This is a genomic window from uncultured Fibrobacter sp., assembly GCF_947305105.1.
In the GTDB taxonomy this organism is placed as follows: Bacteria; Fibrobacterota; Fibrobacteria; order Fibrobacterales; family Fibrobacteraceae; genus Fibrobacter.
Genome location: NZ_CAMZCS010000006.1, coordinates 17,950 through 36,027 on the forward strand (window position 1 = coordinate 17,950; position 18,078 = coordinate 36,027).

Annotated in this window: 14 protein-coding genes; 8 read left to right on the forward strand and 6 right to left on the reverse strand. The window is 54.1% G+C overall.

Annotated elements, in window-relative coordinates; translation table 11 throughout:
• The first annotated feature begins 36 nt into the window (after window positions 1–36).
• From Q0Y46_RS04305 to rpsD, 4 genes are all read left to right on the forward strand, one after another.
• Complete coding sequence (locus Q0Y46_RS04305; protein WP_295680588.1) at window positions 37–813, forward strand: endonuclease; 777 nt, start codon at window positions 37–39, stop codon at window positions 811–813.
• Window positions 814–1,034: 221 nt separating this feature from the next.
• A complete protein-coding gene (locus tag Q0Y46_RS04310; protein WP_295680585.1) occupies window positions 1,035–4,103 on the forward strand; it encodes a glycosyl hydrolase family 28-related protein in 3,069 nt (1,022 codons plus the stop codon).
• A gap of 10 nt (window positions 4,104–4,113) precedes the next feature.
• Window positions 4,114–5,787, forward strand: coding sequence for a hypothetical protein (locus Q0Y46_RS04315; RefSeq protein ID WP_295680583.1), 1,674 nt, complete (start codon window positions 4,114–4,116; stop codon window positions 5,785–5,787).
• Between the two features lie 505 nt (window positions 5,788–6,292).
• Window positions 6,293–6,898, forward strand: a complete 606-nt coding sequence (gene rpsD / locus Q0Y46_RS04320; protein ID WP_290957614.1) for a 30S ribosomal protein S4 — start codon at window positions 6,293–6,295, stop codon at window positions 6,896–6,898.
• Window positions 6,899–7,045: 147 nt separating this feature from the next.
• Here the strand turns inward: rpsD and Q0Y46_RS04325 are convergent, their stop codons facing one another.
• The 3 genes from Q0Y46_RS04325 to Q0Y46_RS04335 are packed head-to-tail and all read right to left on the reverse strand — an operon-like array spanning window position 7,046 to window position 8,639.
• The gene (locus Q0Y46_RS04325) at window positions 7,046–7,249 is read right to left on the reverse strand and encodes a type II toxin-antitoxin system Phd/YefM family antitoxin (protein ID WP_297945321.1); all 204 of its coding nucleotides are present in this window, start codon (window positions 7,247–7,249) and stop codon (window positions 7,046–7,048) included.
• Window positions 7,250–7,251: 2 nt separating this feature from the next.
• The gene (locus tag Q0Y46_RS04330) at window positions 7,252–8,253 is read right to left on the reverse strand and encodes an OmpA family protein (RefSeq protein ID WP_295680576.1); all 1,002 of its coding nucleotides are present in this window, start codon (window positions 8,251–8,253) and stop codon (window positions 7,252–7,254) included.
• The gene (locus Q0Y46_RS04335) at window positions 8,253–8,639 is read right to left on the reverse strand and encodes a hypothetical protein (protein WP_297945324.1); all 387 of its coding nucleotides are present in this window, start codon (window positions 8,637–8,639) and stop codon (window positions 8,253–8,255) included. Before Q0Y46_RS04335 ends, Q0Y46_RS04330 begins: the two co-directional genes overlap by 1 nt.
• 94 nt (window positions 8,640–8,733) lie before the next feature.
• Here Q0Y46_RS04335 and xseA point away from each other — a divergent pair, with 94 nt between their 5' ends.
• Window positions 8,734–10,032 carry an exodeoxyribonuclease VII large subunit gene (gene xseA, locus Q0Y46_RS04340; RefSeq protein ID WP_297945327.1) on the forward strand — a complete coding sequence of 433 codons (1,299 nt, stop codon included), beginning with the start codon at window positions 8,734–8,736 and terminating at the stop codon, window positions 10,030–10,032.
• On the opposite strand, the gene Q0Y46_RS04345 is transcribed toward xseA, so the two are convergent.
• The 3 genes from Q0Y46_RS04345 to Q0Y46_RS04355 are packed head-to-tail and all read right to left on the reverse strand — an operon-like array spanning window position 10,033 to window position 12,073.
• Window positions 10,033–11,322, reverse strand: coding sequence for a hemolysin family protein (locus Q0Y46_RS04345; RefSeq protein WP_295680567.1), 1,290 nt, complete (start codon window positions 11,320–11,322; stop codon window positions 10,033–10,035).
• Window positions 11,322–11,783 carry an rRNA maturation RNase YbeY gene (gene ybeY / locus Q0Y46_RS04350; RefSeq protein ID WP_297945330.1) on the reverse strand — a complete coding sequence of 154 codons (462 nt, stop codon included), beginning with the start codon at window positions 11,781–11,783 and terminating at the stop codon, window positions 11,322–11,324. The genes Q0Y46_RS04345 and ybeY overlap by 1 nt, the downstream gene beginning before the upstream one ends.
• Window positions 11,783–12,073 carry a hypothetical protein gene (locus Q0Y46_RS04355; RefSeq protein WP_295680561.1) on the reverse strand — a complete coding sequence of 97 codons (291 nt, stop codon included), beginning with the start codon at window positions 12,071–12,073 and terminating at the stop codon, window positions 11,783–11,785. The genes ybeY and Q0Y46_RS04355 overlap by 1 nt, the downstream gene beginning before the upstream one ends.
• Before the next feature lie 159 nt (window positions 12,074–12,232).
• Between Q0Y46_RS04355 and Q0Y46_RS04360 the strand changes: the two genes are divergently transcribed.
• From Q0Y46_RS04360 to Q0Y46_RS04370, 3 genes are read left to right on the forward strand one after another with little or no spacing between them, the layout of a single operon-like run.
• A complete protein-coding gene (locus Q0Y46_RS04360; RefSeq protein ID WP_297945334.1) occupies window positions 12,233–14,077 on the forward strand; it encodes a FecR family protein in 1,845 nt (614 codons plus the stop codon).
• Window positions 14,077–16,431, forward strand: coding sequence for a hypothetical protein (locus Q0Y46_RS04365; RefSeq protein WP_297945337.1), 2,355 nt, complete (start codon window positions 14,077–14,079; stop codon window positions 16,429–16,431). Before Q0Y46_RS04360 ends, Q0Y46_RS04365 begins: the two co-directional genes overlap by 1 nt.
• Window positions 16,432–16,467: 36 nt before the next feature.
• Window positions 16,468–18,078 carry an FAD-dependent protein gene (locus tag Q0Y46_RS04370; RefSeq protein ID WP_297945340.1) on the forward strand — a complete coding sequence of 537 codons (1,611 nt, stop codon included), beginning with the start codon at window positions 16,468–16,470 and terminating at the stop codon, window positions 18,076–18,078.

The following is an 18,078-nucleotide window of genomic DNA, read 5'->3' on the forward strand; positions in this document are numbered from 1 at the left end:
ATTTACTCTCAGACCACCCTCAAAGTACTTATTGTTATGATTCTCGCCCCGTTTCAGCGCGTTTTAGCTGTATTTTCTGCCAAGGCATCTACCGTTCTTGCACTCGCATTCTTTGTCACCGTTTTCGCCCCCAACACCGAAGCCCGCGTTGACCCCACGGCCGCTCCGCAGCATTACAACTACCGCGATGCAAGCAAACAGCTGCGCCGCGTATACTACGGGGACCTGCAAGAGACTCTCTACTGTGGCTGCAAATACGACGACAAGAAAAACGTCGACTTTTCAAGTTGCGACTTCAAGCCGCGCGAAAACCCGAACCGCAAAAGTTTCAAGCGCGCCGAAAAAATCGAATGGGAACACATGGTCACGGCCCACAACATGGGGCACTTCCGCCCCTGCTGGAAGGACGGAGGCCGCAAGAACTGCAGCACCAACGACACGACGTTCAAGTTGATGGAAGGCGACATGCACAACCTCTACCCCGCCATCGGCGAGGTGAACGGTGACCGCAGCAACTTCATGTACAGCCAGTGGACTAACGATCCCGTTCCAATGTACGGTGGCTGCAAGACCATCGTCGACTTCAAAGACAAGAAAGTGCAGCCCCGCGAGGAGGCCCGCGGCATTGTCGCACGGGCGAGTTTCTACATGGAAAAGACATACGGAGTTAGTTTATCCAAACAGGACCGCAAGTTATTCGAGGCATGGGACAAGATGTACCCCGTCACCGAGAAGGAATGTGAGCGCGACCGACGCATTTTCAAGGTGCAAGGCGACCATAATCCGTTCGTTTACGAGAAATGCCCCAAATAACGTACTTCTGAAAGGAATGAGGATAGCGGAATGTGTCCTTTTTCACAGGCAAGGGCATTTTTTGCTTTTTCTGCCTCATTTTAAACCACACGGCGAGAAATAATCATATATATTTGTTAAGGCCACCTCTAAAAATTGCTTTGATAAAGAAAATTTGAGCGAGACCGAGTGCAGGCATTTTTAGAGGGGGCCGGAAGAATAGTTCATAATACGAGGTTTTTATGCGTCGTGTCTTTTTGGCGTTTGTATTTTGCTTTTTTGGTGCTGCACTAGCGCAGGTGGAATTTCCTATTGGCTCCACCGTGGTGAACGTAACCAAGCCGCCCTACAAGGCTAAAGGCGACGGCAAGACCGACGATACGCAGGCCATCCAGCAAGCCCTGGACGACCACCCTAACGGCGACTACATTATCTACCTCCCCCACGGAATCTACAGGATAACCGGGCGACTCGTCTGGCCGCAGGCCGACAAGCCCGCCGACTCCTACAACCGCACCATTCTCCAAGGGCAGAGCATGGGCGGTACCATTTTGCAGTTGGACAACCGCTGCGAAGGCTTTGACAATCCCGATGCCCCGCGCGCCATGATTTACACCGGCACGGGCCCCGAACTCAGGCGCCGCAACGCCATCCGCGACATGACCATCCGCACTGGAAAGGGAAACCCCGGCGCTATCGGTATTCGCTTCCTCGCCAACGAACAAGGCACCATCAAGAACGTGAAAGTCTATTCCAACGACAGCTCGGGCGTGTACGGCATCGACATGGGCTATGCCGAAACGATGGGCCCACTCATGGTGAAAAACGTCGAAGTCCGCGGGTTCAACGTGGGTACTTACATCGGGGGCAAAGTCAACGGCGTCACCCTCGAGCATCTGACTCTTGGCGGGCAGCGCAAATACGGCCTCGAGGTGGACAACCAATCCGTCGCCGCACGCGGGCTTAGATTCAGGGGATCCGTCCCTGCCGTTTACAGCCATGGCAAAGGCGCTTCGCTCACCCTCGTCGACGCGACTCTGGAATTCGTCAAGGAACGGAATGCCAAACAGGCGACAGCCATCGTGAACGAGAGCCAGTTGTTCGCCCGTTCCGTCATGATCAGCAAGTTCCACACCAAGATTCGCAGTTCGCTTAAAGGCTACGGCGAAGGCATCATCGGTAGCGAGATTATCGAATTCTTTACGCAGCCCATCAAGAAACTTTGCTCCAGCCCGAGCCAGTCTATGCGCATCCCGGTAGCAGAAACTCCGGATTACGCCGAACAGAAGGCCGACTCCTGGATAACCATTGCCGGTGACTACGGCGGAAAGATGAACAGCGGTTCCGACGACGCCAAGGCCATTCAGGAGGCCATCGACGATGGCGCAGAAACCATCTACTTCCCGCCCGGAGGCCGCTGGACCATCAACCGCGACATTTACATCCGCAAGCGCGTCCGCCGCATTCTCGGTACAGAGGCCCGCATCGACGGTCGAGGCAAGTTCATCATCGAAGATGGCGCATTCAACGAAATTACTATCGAAAGATTCTCCGAGTTCGGCAGTGGCATCATCCACAAGAGCAAGCGCGCGGTACTGCTCAAGGATATCACGCTCAAGTCTTACGAATCCGCCGAAACTGGAGCCGGCGAAGTGTTCATGGAAGACGTATCCATCGGGACCATCCAGCTGAATTACCAGAAACTGTGGGGCCGCCAGGTGACCATGACTGGCGACACGAAGGGCCCCAAGATTCAGAACAATGGTGGAACCATCTGGATTCTCGGCCTGACCGCGAAGGATGGAAACACCGTACTGCAAAACTTCAACAAGGCATCGGCTGAACTCGCCGGCGTACACGTCATTGCAAGCGACAAGGCGAAAAACCGCCCGATGTTCATCAACGACAACTCGAACCTTTCTATCGAAGGGCTCCGCGAAACACTCGTCAAGGGCAACCCCTACCTGAAGATTGTAGAAGAGTCCAGGCAAGGTTCAGCCATCTACTCGCTCGAGGGCAAAGAACTCCAACACAACCCGACCGGTGGCGTGATGCTCCCGCTGTATGTCGGCTATGCGCCCAAGAGCGGAGCGAACGAAAAGCCCAAAGTCAAGGTTGAAAAAGAAATCATCCTGTTGCAACAGAACCAAATCCGCATGAAAGGCTCCGTCGAAGACGACGGACGCGGTGACGGACTTTGCAAAATCCCCGCAGTCTGGCGCAAGGCGACCGGCCCAGGCAGGGCCACCTTCTCCGACAGCACGGAATACGAGACCGACCTCTCGTTCACGGCAAGCGGACGCTACAACGTAATCTTCACGGCAAACGACGGCTACCAGGACGGAGCCGACACCAGCCGCATCTACGTGTTCGACAGGAAGTACACTACGCTCGACAACAGCGGCGACGGAATCCCGAGCGGGCGTGGCCAGGATGCCTGGATTTCGGAATTCGACAACTACAGCCCGCATAACTACGATACGACTCTTTGCGCCTCCACCCTCCCGGGCAAGGCCGGCAAGATTTACCTCAAGTTCGACCTCTCCGCGTTGCCCGGCCCGCTGTTCGACGCAGGCCTCAAACTGGACTACATCGCAGACTCCATCAAGAAGCCCATCTCGTTCAACATTTTCGGCCTCAAGGAAACATCCAAAGACATGGATTTCGGCGAGAGCAAGTTGAGCGTGGACTGGAGCGAAGCAGACATCACGTGGGACAACGCCCCGGCCAACGACCCCAAGAAGGCAGGCGGCCAGTTCAACATCCGCAAGAATTCCGGCGGTGGCGTGGACACCAAGTATGCAGACTACCTGGGCACCATCACCATCAACCCGAAGTCCCCGCTGGGAGCGTTCCTCCGCACCCCGAACTTCACGGAATTCTTCAAGCGCAAGCACGCCTCTGGGCTTTATACAATCATCCTTACAAGCGTCGATGCCGGAGAATACTTCATCAAGTCGAAGTCGGCCGGCAAGAACGCCGCTCCGGCCCTTTACGTGAGCTACTTTGACAACACGCGCTCTATCGGCGGTGACGCAATGGACGGCGGCTACCAGCTTTCCAAGGTGAATATCGACATCTATAACCTGGACTGCGATTTCGACCTGACCGTAGGTTATCCTCAATTCGTGCAGATTGAAATTCTCAACGAATTCGGCAAGAGGATGCTCACTGTTGCAGCGCGCGAACTCGCTGGCGAAAAGAAGACAAACTTCAAGTTCAAGGCCAAGGCATTCCCCACCGGGCGCTACACGCTCAAGGTTATCGGAGAAGCATTCACCGCCGAACAAAAATTTTACATCCTGAACTAAGGAAGATAATATGAAACTCTACAAGATTCTATTTGCCCTTTCCTTTGCCGCATTCTGTGCTGGTTGCGGCGACGACGACAGTTCTTCGGCATCCTCGGAAGAAGAAAGCAGTTCGTCCAGGATTGCCTCCTACAAGTCAAGTTCCTCGCTGAGCAACCGCGCGGACATCGCTTATAACGACACGCTGGAACTCGGCGATACCGTTGCGCTGGATTTCGAAATCCCGAAAAGCAAGAAGGACATTGACGAAGAGAGCGGCTACATCTACATCACCGATACGACAAAGTCCATCAGGCTGTTCCTCGGCGAGTTCGTCAAGGGGACACGTATCAATGTCCACATTGTGTCATCGGGCATGAGCAAGGACACCATAAGAATCCAAAACGAAATCGGAGACGAGTTGAATACACTCAAACCCGTATGGAACGAATCCAAGAAAGATTCCGTTTTTGGCAACTACATGATTCCTGGTCACGATGGCAAGATGCAAGAAAATTCCTTTGTCGCATTCAGTGACGGTTTCTACTACATGGACGTGAAAGCCAAATTCGAAAAGTCCTCGAGAATCCGCGCTTACGTCGGCATTGATTCAGCCTACTTTGTCTACACCGGCGAAGAAGACAGCATCCACATGGACCTGACAGACACGATCCGCGGCATATTCACCATAGGCGAAGGGCCGAGCTCCGTGAAAGTTCTCTTCTCGGGCAACGAAGGTGTCAGCATCGCCCTAAATGCAGAAGGAAAATCTATCGGCAAGTTCGAACTTTACGAACAGGACACGAGCCTCATCAGCAAGAACGATTCGACAATCGACGCCTTGCTGCTGCCCCGCGACACTACCGACTGGTCCATCAAGATTGTCCCGACCAAAGTCATCAGTTATCTCACCGGCCCTTACGCGACGTTCGAAATCGAATCCATCAGCCGTCCGCTCGATAAAGGCGAATACTTCAGAAACCCCGATTCTATCAGTGTTCCGGGCGACACGCTTACCGTGGTGCGCCCGCGCAACGACCAGGCCAAGTACTACCTGTACCAAGAGCAATACATCTGGCTTGCCGACCTCAATCCAGGGGATTCTATCGACGTGTTCCACTTTATGGAAGGTTACTGCGACAATCAGGTCACTTGCCCCGCAAGTTGCGAAATTCTGGACAGCAAGCGCAAGTCCGTCCAAGAAATCAGTTGCCTCTACGGGGGTAGTCTCAAGGTAACGAGCAAGATGACGAAGGGCGCCTACTACCTGCACTACGTCCGTACCGGCGACATCTACCCCACCGACGAAAGTCAGGTTCTCACACTCAAGACCTACATCCAGCAGCCGGGCCTCTTCAAGGAATTCAAATTCTTCGACGAAGAAGAAGACGAAGTCTATGGAGAAAAAGCCTTACGTGCCAAAGTGGGCGACACACTCCGCTTCGAAAATTTCAAGTTCAGGACAATGCCCAAGGTGGCAAGCACCAACGTGCGCTGGTTCCTCTCCTGTGAAGACGTCCCCTACCTCGGGACATCTGCCTATATTGCCACGTTGAACAACTGCGAAGACGAACTGGAAATCTACTCCAGCAGCTACCTCGTTGTCCAGGACAGCGCCTTCGGAAAGACCCCGCACATCATCGCGCAGAGCCTCGCCGACCCGACCGCCCGCGACACCCTGAGCCTCTCCATCAGCGAGAAATAGCCCAGGCAGCAAAAAAAAAACAGGAATTACCCCCAAAGGCGCCCCCGCGCCTTTTTTCATTACCCCGAGCTGGGTCCCCATTCCCACAAATAAAAAGGATAAACAGCCCAGCATTCCTTACACATAGCGAGATATTCGTTAAGGTATAATGAAAAAGGGATAACGTCACGAGAAAGGAGCGTCGGCCACAACCTTTTAAGGTGAGAGCCGCAGCCATACTTGTATGGCTATGGCCGAACCGTAAAGGTTGGCGTTTGCGCTGGGAAGGGGAGGGTGCAGGGAGGGGACCGTGCGGCCTTCGCCACTCCGAACAGGGTCCCCTCCCGCATAAAATCAACAACGAATTAAGTTAAATAAGCGGATTTTCGCTAAATTGCGTCATCTCATCCCAGAAAAACATTGAAATCCTAAAAAAATATGCTATCTTTGTGGCCTAATCTTGCAAGTCGTGCCAAGCTCTACCAACTTGCAAGCAAAACCAAAGAGCTTCCTCTAAGAGGTATATATGTCCTCCTTCCGTGGACCAAAAGGTAAAGTAGCACGCTCTCTCGGCGTTGCCGTTTCTCAGAAGACTCAAAAGGCTCTCGACCGCCGCAACTTCGCTCCTGGCCAGCATGGTCAGAACCGCAAGAAGTCCGCTTCCGTGTACAAGCAGCAGCTCGTCGAAAAGCAGCGTCTTCGCTTCACCTACAACATTTCCGAAGCTCAGCTGGCCAAGGCTTACAAGGAAGCCAACCGCCGCGAAGGTTCTGCCGGTGATAACCTGATGATCCTGCTCGAAACCCGTCTGGACGCCCTCGTCTACCGCATGGGTTTTGCCCGCACGATTTTCGCTGCCCGTCAGTACGTCGCACACGGCCACTTCGCCGTGAACGGTGTCCGCAGCTTCTCCCCCAGCCGCCTCGTCAAGGCCGGCGACGTCATCAGCTTGCGCGAACGTTCCAAGGAACACGTGCAGATCAAGGAAGCCTTCGCGAACGCTCCCGAAGCTCCTGAATACCTGACCGTCGACAAGACCAAGATGGAAGGCACGCTCGTGAAGCTCCCGCTCCGCGAACAGATTCCGGTCAAGCTCGAAGAACAGCTCGTCGTGGAATACTACTCCAGGTAAGCAATTCTTTAAAGTTTGTAGAAAGCGGAGCATCTTTGCTCCGCTTTTTCTATTTCCAATTTAGCCAACGAAAAACCCACCTGCATTGCAGGTGAGTCGATTTTTAAGTTCGATTACGAGATGGCCGTAAAACAAGCCAGACGGGCGCTAGCGGTCTTCCCAAATGGCGTTGGGTAACTTGCCTATGTCGCGGAAGTCCAGACGGCCCGCGGAGGGGGCGTTTACGCCAACGACGCGGGCGAGCGGCTTGCCCGCGCGCTCAATGACGATTTCTTCGTCACGGAGCGCGACCTGGTTCAACAGGGAACCGAAGTTCTGCCGGGCTTCCATCGCCGTCACGACTTTAGCCATAGTTATTCCTTGGCCCCTTCGGCCTTGCCCTGGAGAGCCTTGTCCTGGATGACGAGGTCCACGCGGCGGTTCTTCTGGCGGCCTTCCTTGGTGCTGTTGTCGGCAATCGGCATAGTCATGCCAAGGCCCTTCGCCGTAAGGCGATTAGCATCGATACCCTGTTCTACGAGGAAGTTCATTACGTTGTCTGCACGCTGCTGGGAGAGTTTCATGTTGAACTCTTCGGAACCGGTGTTGTCGGTGTTACCTTCGATAGACACGTTGAACTGCTGGTACACAGAAAGGATACCCGCAACCTTGGCAAGGCTCGTCTTGAGGTCGGCCTTGAGGGTCGCCTGGTTCACATCGAACAAGATGTCGCTCATGGAGAGGATAATACCACGGGCATCCTTGGACACCTGGATGAGCTTGGACTGGAGTTCGTTCAGTTTGTTCATAGCGTCCTTCTGGCGCTGTTCGGCCTTGGCGCGTTCTTCGGCAAGAGCCTTCTGCAAATCGGCCTCGCGTTCGCCAGCAGCCTTGAGGGCGGCTTCGTTGGCGGCAGCTTCAGCAGCGAACTTTTCCTGATTCTGCAACATTTCGGCCTGGAGCTTTGCCTCATGATCCTTGAGGTCGCTCACCTTGCCAGTGTGAATCTGGTGCTGGATAGATTCAATGTCGCGAGCAGTAGCAGCGCGCTTGGCCCAGTTCTCGTCGATATGGTTACGGATAGCCTGCGTTTCGCCCTGGACCTTGACGATGTTCACGTAGAGCGAGCAAGCAGCAGAGAGCTGAAACGTCTTTTCGGAAGTGGCGTCATCTTCTTCGGCAGACTTGAGCGCCTTGGAAACACCCATCGCCTCGGCGAGGGAAATCTTGGCAGAAGTCGCATTTGCCGGAAGGCTTGCCTTGACAGAATTCAGGGCTGCATCGCAAACACTGGAAAGAGAAGTGCCCGTATCTTCGGCAGCAACGGACAGGCCAAACGAAAGGGCGATAGCGGAGAAAAACTTAAGAGATTTCATTACTGCTTTCCTCCCTTGACTTCGTTATTCAAAATAGTCTGGTACTTGGCCTTGCGTTCGTTATCTTCGCGAAGTTCCTTTTCAAGAGCTTCGTCCTTCTTCTTCATTTCGTCGCGTTCGGCGGCATAAATGGCGAGTTTGTATTCAAGAGTACTCATATCGGCCATCACGACCGCTTCTTCTTCGTCGCCATTCGCAGCGAGAGTCTGGGCGGAATCAAGGTCGGCCTTTGCCTTTGCAACAGATGCAGCATTGACATTCGATTCAGCAGCAACAGCCTGGGTCATTTCGGCCTGGCCCAAAGAACGATCAACAGCTTGCTGATTGGAGGCGCAGCCGAACAAAACTAGTGCGGCAACCCCCATAGCGAGAGTACGAATATTCATAAGTGTCTCCTATTGGTGATTTTCGTCACTTAAAATAGCTATTATTAGATGGAATAGCCCACCTAATCAAAGCAAAATTTTTTTTAAAAGCACCATGAATCCGGAAAACCGTTCCTACTCCGTAAAACAGTACATGACCGCCCTCAAGCAGAAGGTGGAATCCACACCCGCAGTGTGGGTACACGGTGTTATTACGCAAATTTCCGAAAAGCCGAAAGTCGTCTACATGAGCATCGCGGACTTCGAGGAGGGAAGCGTCATCCCGCAGGCGACCGTTTCCCTTTCCTGCTTCGCTGCAAAATTTGCGGCCATCAAGGCAAAGATTGCGAGTTTCGACAACCCCTTTGAAATCAAGCCTCAAATCAAGGTGCAACTACTCATCCGAGCGGAAGTCTACGTCCCCTACGGAAAGTTGCAAGCGCAAATCCTCGACATCGATCCGGTGTACACGCTGGGAGAACTTGCGCTGACCAAAAGCGCCATTCTGAAAAAGCTCGCCATGGAAGGCCTGCTCGACAGGAACAAGTCCGTCCCGTTAGCAGAAATGCCGCTGCGCGTCGGCCTCATCACCGGCGAAGGGACCGCTGCCTACCGGGATTTTTCCACCAAGCTTGCCGAATCGCCGTTCGCTTTCCACATCGTCCCCGCTTTTGCAAAGATGCAGGGCAACGAGACGGAATCGAGCGTCATCGAAGCATTGGAAACACTTCGCAACGACCCTGAACTGGACGTGGTTTGCATCGTACGCGGAGGCGGCTCCAAGACAGACCTCACCTTCTTCGACAGCGAAGCCCTTTGCCGCGCCGTAGCGAACTACCCCATCCCCGTATTCACGGGCATCGGCCACGAAATCGACAGGAGCCTCCTCGACGAGGTGGCCTACCAAGCCTGCATCACCCCCACCGACTGCGCAAAACACCTCATTGAACGGGCAATCGAAAGCTGGGAGGCACTCATCCGTGCCACCAGAAATATCGCAGAAGGGGCAAGGAACTACCTCGGGGAATACAAGAACGAACTCACAACAACAGGCCACCAGTTGCAGCAAATTCTCGGCAGGCGGTTCACGCAAGAAAAGACGACCCTCGCCCAAATTGCGGTTTCGCTAAAAAAAGACATGCACTTCCTGTTCCAGTCCGAAAGCGGACGCATTCAGCGCAACGAAGAAGGGCTCCGGCAAGGGACGCGAAAGATTATCGAATTCGAGAAGGCCAAGTTCGAGCTGAACGAACAGAAGGTCAAGGCTGCCGACCCCAAGCAAGTCCTTGCAAAGGGTTATACGCTGACTCTTGGAGCCAACGGAAAATTTATCCGTAACGCAAGCGAACTCAAGCCAGGGGATCGCATCACCACGCGCTTCCGCGGTGGCGACGTCACCTCGCAAGTTCTCTAATTACTTTGACTGGGGCTTGATCATCAGCACCTTTTCCATGCGGGTGCCGTCCATCTTGAGCACGCGGAACTTGTATCCGTCGATTTCCACCTCGGCACCCGGCGACGGGATAATGCCGAGAGTCGCCTGGATAAGGCCCGACAGCGTTTCCACGTGAGAATTTTCCGGAGCTTCCAGTTCTACACCCAATTCGTCTTCCATGTCGGAAAGCGTCATGAGCGGGTCTAGGATATAGCGACCGTCCTTAAGCTTTTGCACGTCAGCTTCGTCCTCGTCGTCTTCGTCGCGGATTTCACCGACAATTTCTTCGAGAATATCTTCCAGAGTCACAAGCCCGGCCGTTCCGCCGTACTCGTCGACGACGATGGCGAGCTGGTTGCCATTCTTGCGCAACTCGGTCAGCAGGTCATCAATCTTCTTATGGTAGGGCACGAACACCGGAGGCATCACGATTTTCATGAGGTCGAACGGTTCGTCGCGATGCTCGGTATACCATTCGAGGAAATCGCGGTTCGAGAGCACGCCCACGATATTGTCGATGGTGTCCTTGTACACCGGCAAACGGGAATGGCGCTCGTTATTGAGCACTTGCACAAGTTCTTCGAGCTTGGTATCTACATCGATAGCGCACATGTCCACACGGGGAGTCATGATTTCGCGCACGGGGGTCTCGACAAAATCGAAGATGTTCAGAATCATCTGGCGTTCTTCTTTCTCAAGCCCTTCGCCCTCGCCCGCCTTCAAATCGGACAAGTCGGCCTGGACTGCGTCACGGCGTTCTTCGGGCAAAAAACTCAACTTTGCATCGTAGCCGAACAGCTGGAGCAACTTCACGAAAAGCCAATGGCAGAACATCGCCGCCGGAGCAAACGGAATCCGGATAATCCGGAACAGAGGAATCAGCACGATAGCAATCGTATCGGGCTTGAGGCTCCCGAGCAGGTTAGCGCAGAACACCGTGAGCATGTAGATGCCGGCACAAGCGACAATCAGGTAGGCCGCACTGCCTAGCGCCCAGTAATCCTTGATCCACGCATACGGCAAAGACTGGAACAGGTAGTAGCCCAGCAGGCCACTCCCGATATTGCAGAAGATTCGCCCGATGGAGATGGTCTCGTTGAAACCGCCCCACTCCACAAGACCGGCAATAACCTCTTCCCGGTCCTCCCTATCCTTGGCATCGCGTTTGGCATAAATGCCGCTGAACACCGCTTTAATCAGCGAGAACGAGAACGAAACAAACAAGAAAATTATCAAAAAAGCGAAAACCCAACTGTCGGAGTTTTCCATCAGTCTTTCTCCTTGTAGGGGTCAAGCCCCAAAAATTCACATTCGCGGGCGCGCATGACCTTGCGGTCGGCAGCCTTGATGTGGTCGTAACCGGAAAGATGCAAAAGCCCATGCACAATGACCCTTTTCATCTCGGCATAGAAGGTATTCCCGTATTCCGGGGCCTGGCGTTTCACCTGGTCGCGAGCGATATAGATTTCGCCAAGGAACGCCTCGTCGTGCCATTCGTACGAGAGCACATCGGTCACCTTGTCGAGCCCACGGTAGTCACGGTTCATCTCGCGCACGAAATCGTCGGTGCAGAGAACGATGTTCACGTTCTTCTCGCAGCCTTCCTCCCGGAGGAGCTTGCGGGCCATGGTTTCAAACCGGTCCTTCCACGGGAAGGCCTCGATATTCCCCTCGCATAGGAATTCTATGTCGTATTTAACCGATTTCTTTTTACTGGCAGGGTCAGGCATTAGATATTGTACCACTTTTTAAGAGTCGCAATAATGGCTTCGGCCTGGGCTTTCCCGCTAATATTGAACTTGCTGCGGGCCTTGAACGCACCCTGGACCTTCTGGTAACGGCGGAGCGACACCTTCGGTTCGCCGAACTCACCCGTTTTCGCATCGCGGTCCTGGTACAGGAACATCATGCTCTGCCAGGCACCCTTTGTCAAAACTTCCTTGTCCAGTTGCTTGAGAATCGGCATTCCGGTTTCCGTATCGCAAACTTCAATGGTCAATTCATCGGCATCCACGCTCATTTTAGAACCTCTGCGTTCAGTGTGATAAAAATAACTAATTGATGCAATCCACGTGCAAAACATAATAATAATACATATATTTAATAAAGTTAACAACAGGGAGAGGTAAGCAACATGTCTTTTTCGCGATATTTCAGGTTTTTTGTCATATTTACGGCATTGCTCCTAGCGATGCCGGCCATTGCAGCCAAGCCTACGAGCGGAAAAGTCCGTTCCGTTTTGGGCGATGTATCCCGCCAAAAAGCAAATAAGACCAACTGGGCCGCTTTACGTGTCGGAGCGACTGTTGAACAGGCCGACAAAATCCGCACCGAAATTGAATCGCAAGCCATTATCAACCTCCCCGACGGCAGCACCATTTCCATAGAAGAAAAGACCCTTGTCGTTTTCGAAGAACTCCTCTCGCTCGAAGGGAACCAGCAAATCACGGCCGACGTGCAGAAAGGCAAGGTCCGCTTTGACGTTCAAAAACAGAAAGGCAAGGAAAGTTCGTTCAAGTTCCGCACCGGGACTGCAACCGCAGCAATCCGTGGAACAGCGGGCGTCATAGGCCAGACCAGCCGTGGCAAGCCCATCGCCGCCCTCCGCGAAGGCAAACTCGAAATCACGACCGGCAGCGGAACCGTAGGCATCAACGGCGGCGAGACAGCAATCCCGAATGACGATTCGTTCGTAGTCCTCGAACTGGCCTCCTCGGGCGACCTTGACTTCCTCAACAAGATCGACTCCCTCCTGAGCGATACGACAAAATCGCTTGACGACCTCAAGAAAACCATCCTGGCACTCGATTCTGTCTATGCCGCCAACCTGAAACATTCGGTCGATAGCTTGGGTTGCGCTTTTGAATCTATCCCGGACTCGGTGACTACCCCGTTCCTCACAGTACACGGCACATGCAAACCGGGCATATTCGTCGAGATTGGCGCCGAACGCATCGAGACGACCGATGAACCTTTCCAGTTCACGCCGACCTGGGACGCAAGCGCCTACGGAGCAAAGAAGTTCCCCGTTTCGTGCTTTGTCGGGAAAATAAGCCTCCCCTGCGGCTACATCACCACCAACTACGTGAAGCCGGCAAAACCTGTAAAGAAGGTCGAGAAACAGGAACCCAAGGTAGAAAAGGTTCCCTTCAAGCTCACGACCCCCTCTCCGGCCAATGTCTGCAAGACAGGCACCGTCACTCTGGAAGGTACATTCGATACCACGGCCACCAACGCGACTCTGTTCGTGAAGTTGGGCAACTACACCTCCCCGAACCTGGTCCCGCTTAGCCAAGGCAGCAAGTTCAGCCACACTATCGCCGTGAGCGACCGTATCGGCAACTGGGAAGAAAAGAAAGCTTACGCCGAATTCCACACCGCCGAAGGCGTACAGACCGAAAGCGTCGATCTGCAAATCGACAAGTCTTGCGTCGCAATAAACCAGGTAAAGCCAGTTATCAATTTCCAGCGCTACGACTCCACCCGCTGCGAGGCAAGCATCTCCGTCTCGAACATCAAGGGCGACGTCGTCTTGCTCTCCACTTTGATTGACGGAGCGCTTTCCAAAGAAACCAGCCTCAACAAGGACATCTTCTCCACCTTCAAGCTCAAGGCCGGTTCGCACAAGTACACCTTCAAGGCCGAAGACCGGGCAGGCAACAAGTCCGAACTCACCAAGACGCTCGGCTGCTTCCCGAAGGTCAACACGAGCCTTGCCGTACAAGGAGGCAACTACGAACTTATCCGAGCTCCGCTCTCCCCGAAGGGAGCCCAAACGGGAATTTCAAGGAACATAAAATTCAAAATAGCCAACGTTCCGCAGCAAGATCCGGAGCAAATCAAGCGAATTACCATCAAACAGAACGGCAAAAACGTCGTTCAACTACAAAATAAGCAGATTACAGACCTCAATTTCGACATTCCCGTAGAATTGGCACGCGACAAAAAGACTATCATTAAAATAGAAGTGGTCATGAAAAATGGCCGCATTTTGAACGCTTCCAAAACTTACGAGGTCCGCTGATGGGGTTTCCGAACCAGATTGCAATCTGGACGCTGGCAGTTGCATCGACAGTTTCCGTCGCACAGACGGATTCCGCCGCGGTTGACTCCGCGGCGTTTGCCGTTGTTGTTCCACCCAGCGATTCGGCAAAAACTTGGGATGTTACAGGCAACGTCACCTACCGTGGCGCCTACCACTACGTCCGTACCCGCACGAACCATGGCGACACATTTGTCTCGGGGCAAGATTCCATTGAGCACGGCAAGCGTTACCGCAACTATTTCCAAGTTCCCGGATTCATGACCGAAGGCCGCGCTTACGTACGCGCAAAATCCCCGGAAGGCCGCATTTTCGAGTTCGATGCCGATGTCACCAGCGACAACTGGAACAAGTTCTACCCGAACCCGGTGACATTGAGTTACACCGACAACTATAACCGCGCCATCCTGGGCGATTTTACAAAATCAGAAGGAGAACTCTACCTAGGTGGGCTCCCGCTGTTCGGCGTGGATTATACACTTTCCATTTTGAAGGACGAAACCGGCACGGCCATGTGGCAAGTCAACGGATTCTTCGGCGAGGCACAACGCCCGCTCCTCCCGGGGAAACGCCACCCTTACCTTTATCACGATTGGATTGACGAAGGGGAAGCGGCAGCACAGCGCCTGGTTTACGGTGGATCGCTCAAATTCTCCCCAGCCCAGCCCTACAGCATTGCCGTGGGAGCCCTTTACGCAAACGACGAAATCGAGGACCCGCTACTTAGGGACGGGGCAAGCGCAAATACAATCACCGCCGACCCGATGCAGGAATCGTTCACGCTGTTTGCAGACATGAAATATGCCCCCTCCACCAACGACGACATGCTCAACTTCCAGGCTGCAGTCGGCCGCGCCGACACCGCAGACGTTCTCCGCGAAAGGGCTGTCAACCAAGTATTTTCTAGAGCGGGGATAAACACGTCGAGCTACGGCACCATCCGCAAGCTAATGCGCAGCGAAAGCAGCATCAAGACGCTTTCCAAAGCGGAACTCGAAGAAATCTTCGGCGATAACACCACCTTGACTAAAGGGCAAATGCAAGATTCCCTGCTCGCCTTGATCAAGAAAGCCAAGGACGTGCAAAAAAATTACGAAAGGGCACGCGACGACGACCGTGCACTTGGAATGAGTTGGAGAAACCAGAACTTCGCATTCGGCCTCTCCGGAAGTTGGAGCTACAAAGCGACAACCATTCGGGGGCACGCCAAGTACACCGGCGAAGACTTCTACAGCGCAGGCTCCCCCGACCAGTTTGCAGACACACGCGAATACGGCATCGAGTTGGATCAAGGATTCTTTGACGTGTGGGATTTGAGCCTTAGCTACAACGTCCTTGTAGAAAATGCGGCAAAGGGTGGCAAAATGAACATCCTCGGTTTCGGCGAAGGGACCGAACACGGGCTCGCTCCCGATATGGATTCCCAGTGGTTCAAGGAACACGAACTCGACATGGACCGTACGCGCTATACCCACAACGCAGACATCGCCAACACGATCCGCATTGCAAACAACCTAAACCTCCGTGCAGGATACGGTTTTGAATACAAGAATCAATACCGTCCGTTCCAGTTGCACGCCGTTTACACCGAAGATTCCAAGGTCTACACCGATGACTGGTTTGCACCGCGCCACGGCAAAGCCACCACAAAATACGACACTGGCGATTCGACCATCGAAATTGACAAGGAACGCTGGAGCGCCTACAGTGCCCTCGACGGTGAAGACAACATCGCATCGAAATTCGAGGAACGCCTCTTCAAGCACACATGGAATGCTGGGGTAACACTCCGTAAGGGACCCACCACGGTCAACGTGGATGCAAAATTCGCTTTGAGACTGGACGATTCCAAGTTCCACAACGATGAACTCGTCAAGGATTTTGACTTCAGCGACGAAACCTGGGGAAAACTGGGATACTACTACGGCGGCACAGACTATTTCGAACATAAATATCCCATCGTCGCAACGACTGCGTTCGAGCCCTTCCAGAACCGCTTCTCCCTCACGCCCCGCTTCAAGACATATAACCGCGACGACATGGAAGAAGCCGAACTCACCGTCAGCGATGAACTTGAAATTCCCTTCTTGCGCAACTACCTCGTATTCGGCATCAACGGGGAATTCCGTTACATGGCTACAACCTGGGAAGAAGACCGCAAGGATTACAGCGAAACAGAAACCGACTTTATCGGCAACATGAGCCTCCGCATCAACCATTCGGAGCACTTCTATAGCGAATGGGTGGTGGGCACAGGCATATACTATCGTCCGGACTATCTGAGCAACGAATACAAGGACATTTACGGCGGATTAAACCTGAGCTATACATTCTAGCCACAGACAAGCCTCGCCTTTTCTAAATTTGCGCTGATGTTTACCTACCGCTTCAGAGAATTGCCTGTCGCCCTGAACAAGAAGGGCGAAGTCCGGGCTGCACTCGCAAAACAAATCCGCGTACATCCGGAAGAAATTTTCAACCTCGAAGTCGAAAGGTTCTCATTGGACAGCCGCCGGAAAGGCGACCCGCACTGGTCTTACAACGTCGTTTTCGATGTGGCATCGCCGCTGCGCACGACAGGCAACAACGCCCGAGGACTTATCGAAGCAAAACGGGAAAGGCAGGGCATAGAGTCGGAGCCCCAGAAAGACTCCGTGCAGATGCCAAGCCACATAGACATCGTCGGAGCGGGACCGAGCGGGCTGTGGGCCGCCCTGCACCTGTTGCGCAAAGGGTTTACGGTCAACCTCTACGAGCAGGGGAAAAACGTCGAAGAGAGGTTCCGCGACATCCGGCGATTCATCGTCGACAGGAAATTCAACGCGCACAGCAACGTGCTCTTTGGCGAAGGCGGCGCGGGAGCCTTCAGCGACGGGAAGCTGAACACGCGGAGCCGCAACGCCTTTAGCGAAGCGGTCCTCAAGGACATGGTCGGCTTCGGCGTCGACGAAAGTGTCGTCACCTTCGCAAAGCCGCACATCGGCACAGACAGGCTCGTGCTGATGTTGCGGGAAGTCCGTGCCGAAATTGCAAAACTCGGCGGACGCATCCATTTCAACACGGTCCTCGAAGATATCGAAATCAAGGCCGGGCGCATCTGCGCCATCCAACTGAGGGATGTGAGCGGGCACGAGGCTCGGGATGTTTCGTTGCCGTTCTGGAAACCTTGCGAGGCGCTAGTGCTCGCCGTCGGGCATTCTGCCCGCAGCGTCTACACGCTGCTGCACGCCCGTGGCGTCGCCCTCGAAAGCAAGGCTTTCGCCATGGGCGTGCGCGTCGAGCACCCGCAAATGCTCATCAACCTGCGGCAACTCGGCAAGGGCGTAGACACGCGCCTCACCGGAGCCGCAGAATACTTCCTCGCCACGCCGACACTGGGCAAGACAAGCAGCGCTTACAGCTTTTGCATGTGCCCCGGTGGCATCCTGGTGCCCTGCGCCTCAGAACCCGGAACTCTCGCGACGAACGGCATGAGCTACAGCCGCCGCAACGGCCCCTTCGCCAACGGTGCCATCGCCGTCCCCATTGCCGCAAGCGAAAAACTGTTCGGCGGCCTTGAACTCCAGCGCCAAATAGAAAGCGACGCCTACCGCGTCGGCGGCAACAACTACGCCGCCCCCGCACAGACAATCAAGTCGTTCCTCGCACACAAAGAAGATGCGGCTCTCCCCAAATCCACCTATCCCTGCGGACTCGTGCAGAGCAATCTCTGGGACTGGATGGACAAAACCATTTGCAAGAGCCTCGCAGAAGGCTTCCAGAACTTTGACCGGAAAATCCCCGGATTCATTGACGAAGGGCTGATTGTCGCGCCGGAAACGCGCACCAGTTCGCCCATCCGCATCACGCGCAACAACGACACGCTCGAAAGCGTGAACACGCGCGGGCTTTACGTACTCGGCGAAGGCGCCGGATATGCCGGCGGAATCGTCACCAGCGCAGCCGACGGTGCCCGCCTCGCCCACCACGCAAAAAAAGCGTAG

Coding starts and splice junctions, on each gene's coding strand:
- Q0Y46_RS04305 (WP_295680588.1), top strand. CDS start 37: ATGATTCTCGCCCCGTTTCAGCGCGTTTTAGCTGTATTTTCTGCCAAG.
- Q0Y46_RS04310 (WP_295680585.1), top strand. CDS start 1,035: ATGCGTCGTGTCTTTTTGGCGTTTGTATTTTGCTTTTTTGGTGCTGCA.
- Q0Y46_RS04315 (WP_295680583.1), top strand. CDS start 4,114: ATGAAACTCTACAAGATTCTATTTGCCCTTTCCTTTGCCGCATTCTGT.
- rpsD (WP_290957614.1), top strand. CDS start 6,293: ATGTCCTCCTTCCGTGGACCAAAAGGTAAAGTAGCACGCTCTCTCGGC.
- Q0Y46_RS04325 (WP_297945321.1), bottom strand. CDS start 7,249: ATGGCTAAAGTCGTGACGGCGATGGAAGCCCGGCAGAACTTCGGTTCC.
- Q0Y46_RS04330 (WP_295680576.1), bottom strand. CDS start 8,253: ATGAAATCTCTTAAGTTTTTCTCCGCTATCGCCCTTTCGTTTGGCCTG.
- Q0Y46_RS04335 (WP_297945324.1), bottom strand. CDS start 8,639: ATGAATATTCGTACTCTCGCTATGGGGGTTGCCGCACTAGTTTTGTTC.
- xseA (WP_297945327.1), top strand. CDS start 8,734: ATGAATCCGGAAAACCGTTCCTACTCCGTAAAACAGTACATGACCGCC.
- Q0Y46_RS04345 (WP_295680567.1), bottom strand. CDS start 11,322: ATGGAAAACTCCGACAGTTGGGTTTTCGCTTTTTTGATAATTTTCTTG.
- ybeY (WP_297945330.1), bottom strand. CDS start 11,783: ATGCCTGACCCTGCCAGTAAAAAGAAATCGGTTAAATACGACATAGAA.
- Q0Y46_RS04355 (WP_295680561.1), bottom strand. CDS start 12,073: ATGAGCGTGGATGCCGATGAATTGACCATTGAAGTTTGCGATACGGAA.
- Q0Y46_RS04365 (WP_297945337.1), top strand. CDS start 14,077: ATGGGGTTTCCGAACCAGATTGCAATCTGGACGCTGGCAGTTGCATCG.
- Q0Y46_RS04370 (WP_297945340.1), top strand. CDS start 16,468: ATGTTTACCTACCGCTTCAGAGAATTGCCTGTCGCCCTGAACAAGAAG.